This window comes from Marinifilum sp. JC120 (genome assembly GCA_004923195.1).
In the GTDB taxonomy this organism is placed as follows: domain Bacteria; phylum Desulfobacterota; class Desulfovibrionia; order Desulfovibrionales; family Desulfovibrionaceae; genus Maridesulfovibrio.
The window spans coordinates 1-667 of sequence record RDSB01000123.1 but is presented as its reverse complement, the minus strand read 5'-3'; the positions used below and the strand labels follow the sequence as shown (position 1 = coordinate 667).

The following is a 667-nucleotide window of genomic DNA, read 5'->3' as shown; positions in this document are numbered from 1 at the left end:
AAATGGGTCGGTTTGAAAATAAACGAATTGCTAGTCGTAGAATATTATTCCCGTCAAACTTAAACCTAACTAAAATCAAAAAAGGTTCGGGCTATTTTGCTCCCTTTTCGTCGAAGTAATAGATCGGCAGCGATATTTTTATTCCTTGTCCACTCTGTATTGTGGTCAGTAACATTGGTGACTTAGATGAAGGTACGGAAAGAGAGGGATTCGAACCCTCGGTAAACAAAAGYCTACATARCARTTCCAATGYTACGCCTTCAACCASTCGGCCATSTCTCCGACATCAAGATTATGACTGAGTATCTGGGTGAATAGCGAGTTATTCATCGTTTTTTAGATTATGGTTAATAGATACCCTTTTTGACCGGAAAATTTGGAAGTAGATAGAAGGTTTTTTTTAATGAGTCCGCTTTTATGTTAGTTCGTACTATACAATTCCTTTGTTTGTGAGAAAATTTTCTCACAAAAGAAAAGGTAAAGGAAATAAAAAGAGTTAGAGAATGGATTACTACCTATGCCAAGATCGCGTATAAATGGAAATTTTATTGATAAAACCTTTACAATTGTAGCCGATATCTTATTACGAGTCATTCCGACAACTTCCGGAGAAAAAGAGGCATTTACTTATTACAGAGATGGTGCGATTTGATTATCATTATTTTTT

1 tRNA gene is annotated in these 667 nt (G+C 35.4%); it reads right to left on the bottom strand.

Annotated elements, in window-relative coordinates:
• Positions 1 to 195: 195 nt before the first annotated feature.
• Positions 196 to 282: transfer RNA gene (locus D0S45_20660), tRNA-Ser, on the bottom strand.
• Between the last annotated feature and the right edge of the window lie 385 nt (positions 283 to 667).